Raw genomic sequence first — 2,736 nt, 5'->3', positions numbered from 1 at the left:
GGCCGGTGCTGCGGCACAGGGGCATGGCCAGAAGGACGGTCAGTCGTTCTTGCGCAGCCGGGAGACCCGCAGCAGCAGGACGCCGCCGACGAACAGCAGCAGGGCCAGCAGCAGGATCTGGAAGGTCTGGTTGCCGGTCGCGGCACCGGTGGCGGCGAGGGCTCCGCCGGCGTGGTGGTGGGGACGGTACATGGAATGGCCTCCGTTACGGGGATGGGACGGGGGATGCCACCGGAGCCGCGGCGTCCGCCGCCGCTCGCCGGTTGGCGCGGACGCCGGACGGTGCCGGCGACGTGTGCGGGACGCGCACGCGGGCGGGGCCGCCGGCCAGGGCCAGCGTCAGCTCGACGATGCGCTCGCTGGCGCTGCCGTCGCCGTAGGGCGACGGGCGGGCGGCCAGACGCTCGGGCAGGGCCGGGTCGGCGATCAACGCGCGCGCCACCCGGCCGATCTCCGGGCCGGGGCGCAGCAGGGTGGCGAACCCCGCCTCGATCGCCTCCGGCCGCTCGGAGCTGTTGCGCAGCACGATCAGCGGCTTCTTCAGCACCGTGCACTCCTCCTGCACGCCGCCGGAGTCGGAGATCAGCAGGCGGGCGTACCGGGCCAGGCCGAGGAACTCCGCGTGGCCGACCGGGTCGACCGCGCCGAGCGCGGCCAACTGCCGGGCCAGGCCGTACCTCTCGGCGCAGTGCAGGGTGCGCGGGTGGACGGGGAACAGCACCGGCAGGCCGAGCCCGGCGAGCTCGGCCAGGATCAGCCGCAGCCGCTGCGGGTCGTCGGTGTTCTCCGGCCGGTGGAGCGTCACCAGGACGAAGCCGTCCTCGGCGACCCCGTACCGGCGCAGCAGCGCCCGGGAGGCCTCCGGGGAGGGCAGCGAGTCGGCGACCACCTCGACGATGGTGTTGCCGGTGACCTGGATGCGCTCGGCCGGGACGCCTTCGGCGAGCAGGTGGCCGGCGGCGACCGTGGTGGGCGCGCAGTGCAGGTCGGCGAGGACGCCGACCACCTGGCGGTTGATCTCCTCCGGCATCGCCCGGTCGCGGGAGCGGAGACCGGCCTCGACGTGGATCACCGGGATGCCGCAGTACTGGGCCGCCTGGGCGCCGGCCGAGGTGGAGTTGGTGTCCCCCTGGACCACGACGGCCCGCGGCGGGTCGGCCTCGAAACCGTCCGAAATCGCGGAAATCATCGCGCCGATCTGCCGGCCGCGCGGCACTCCCCCGATTCCGGTGAGCCGGACGGACGGCTCCGGCAGGCCCATGCCCCGGAAGTGGCTTCCGGAGAGATTGTCGTCGTAGTGCTGCCCGGTGTAAACGATGCGGCCCCGGTCTCCGAGGCCCCGGACGACCCGGGCCAGTTTGACGATCTCGGGCCGGGTACCGAGTACGACAGCCACCGGACCACCGCGGTTCATCGGGGACTCGACCTCCTGCTGGACAGGGCTTTTCCGCCGCGGAGTGCGGGGCGGAACGGGAGAGGAACGGGTGAGGGCGCTGACAGCGCTGCGTGAGCAGAGTGGCAAACTCCACAGCGAGTATCCATTTCCCGCGCGTATTTCCACTCCATCGGTGCGCATTCTCACTCCGGTGGGCGATCCGGCGCGCCGTGAATACAATATTCACGGCGCGCCGGATGACAGAACACCAGTCCTAATTACCCCGGACCACATCCGGGATTTGTTTACTGGTAACGTGTCGGCCGGAAATATTCGGAGAATACGGACACGAACGATCGCCCCGCCCCGGTTCGTCCTGACGGACCAGAGCAGGGGCGCGCCGGGGCAGCGTGATGGATCGTGAGAGGCGCGGCCGGCCCCCGCCGGTCCGTTCCGCCCACGCCGCGACCCGTCACCGGCTCCGCTGCGGCCTCCACCGGGGGATGACCACCATGAAACTGACCCACCCGCTGCTGACCCGCCGACTGCTGACCCTGGCGGTGATCAGCGTGACCATGGCCGCCCAGGCCGGAGCGGTCGCACACGCCGACCACCACCGGGGCGGCATAGTCTTCAGCGAAACCTTCGACACGGCCCTGTCCGTGGGGCCCGGCGGCACCTGGGGCTGGCAGACCGCCGCCTACGCGAAGTGCGTCACCAACCCCAACGACGCCAAGCTCGACCACCTGACGACGGACGCGCTCAGCACCGCCGACGGCCACCTGACCATCACCGCCACCCGCCGCGCGGACGGCTACTGGAACACCGGCCTGATCACCACCGGCGACTCCTGCGACTCCGGCGGCGGCCTCGCGGAGGTCCGCACCGGGGACACCATCCTCGCCCACGTCCGCCTGCCCGACACCGGCTCGGGCGCCTGGCCTGCCCTGTGGACCTGGCGCGACGGCGGCAACGAACTCGACATCTTCGAGTGGCACAGCGACCGCACCGACAGCCTCGAGTTCGCCAACCACCTCGGCCACAGCAACGTCCTGTACACCGCCCCCGGCATCGGCCCCGGCCAGTGGGTCTGGGTCGGCGCGCACCTGGGCGCCGACAACGTCAGCTGGCTGGTCGGCCCGGACCCGGACCGGCTCACCGTCGCGTACGAGGACCACGTCGGCGTCGGCCCGGACTTCGCGTCCTACCCGGTCTTCGGCCTCTCCATCAACAACGGCAACTTCCACGCCGCACCGGACACCGACGAGCCCGTCACCCTCGGCATCGACTTCCTGAGCATCCAGCGGCCGTGACGGGCCGGCCGACGACGGGGCCCCGGCCCGGACCGCATGGTCCGTGGC

At 72.1% G+C, this 2,736-nt stretch carries 3 protein-coding genes; 1 reads left to right on the top strand and 2 read right to left on the bottom strand.

Annotated features, from left to right (window positions below; genetic code table 11):
• Nucleotides 1-39: 39 nt before the first annotated feature.
• Together ACFUK0_RS40035 and wecB are read right to left on the bottom strand one after the other, a co-directional pair.
• Complete coding sequence (locus ACFUK0_RS40035) at nucleotides 40-192, bottom strand: hypothetical protein (RefSeq protein WP_380259001.1); 153 nt, start codon at nucleotides 190-192, stop codon at nucleotides 40-42.
• 13 nt (nucleotides 193-205) lie between these two features.
• Entirely contained in the window at nucleotides 206-1,396 is a 1,191-nt protein-coding gene (gene wecB, locus ACFUK0_RS40030) for a non-hydrolyzing UDP-N-acetylglucosamine 2-epimerase (protein ID WP_380258999.1), read from the bottom strand.
• Between the two features lie 491 nt (nucleotides 1,397-1,887).
• On the opposite strand from wecB, the gene ACFUK0_RS40025 reads away from it, so the two are divergent.
• Nucleotides 1,888-2,688, top strand: a complete 801-nt coding sequence (locus tag ACFUK0_RS40025) for a beta-glucanase (RefSeq protein ID WP_380258997.1) — start codon at nucleotides 1,888-1,890, stop codon at nucleotides 2,686-2,688.
• The last annotated feature ends 48 nt before the right edge of the window (nucleotides 2,689-2,736 follow it).

It is taken from the genome of Kitasatospora sp. NPDC057223 (genome assembly GCF_042669755.1).
In the GTDB taxonomy this organism is placed as follows: domain Bacteria; phylum Actinomycetota; class Actinomycetes; order Streptomycetales; family Streptomycetaceae; genus Kitasatospora.
The sequence above is the reverse complement of the archived record's forward strand: the minus strand, read 5'-3'. Positions and strand labels throughout refer to the sequence as shown.

What these genes read in the sequence shown, in the direction of transcription:
- ACFUK0_RS40025 (WP_380258997.1), top strand. Translation starts at nt 1,888, where the DNA reads ATGAAACTGACCCACCCGCTGCTGACCCGCCGACTGCTGACCCTGGCG.
- ACFUK0_RS40035 (WP_380259001.1), bottom strand. Translation starts at nt 192, where the DNA reads ATGTACCGTCCCCACCACCACGCCGGCGGAGCCCTCGCCGCCACCGGT.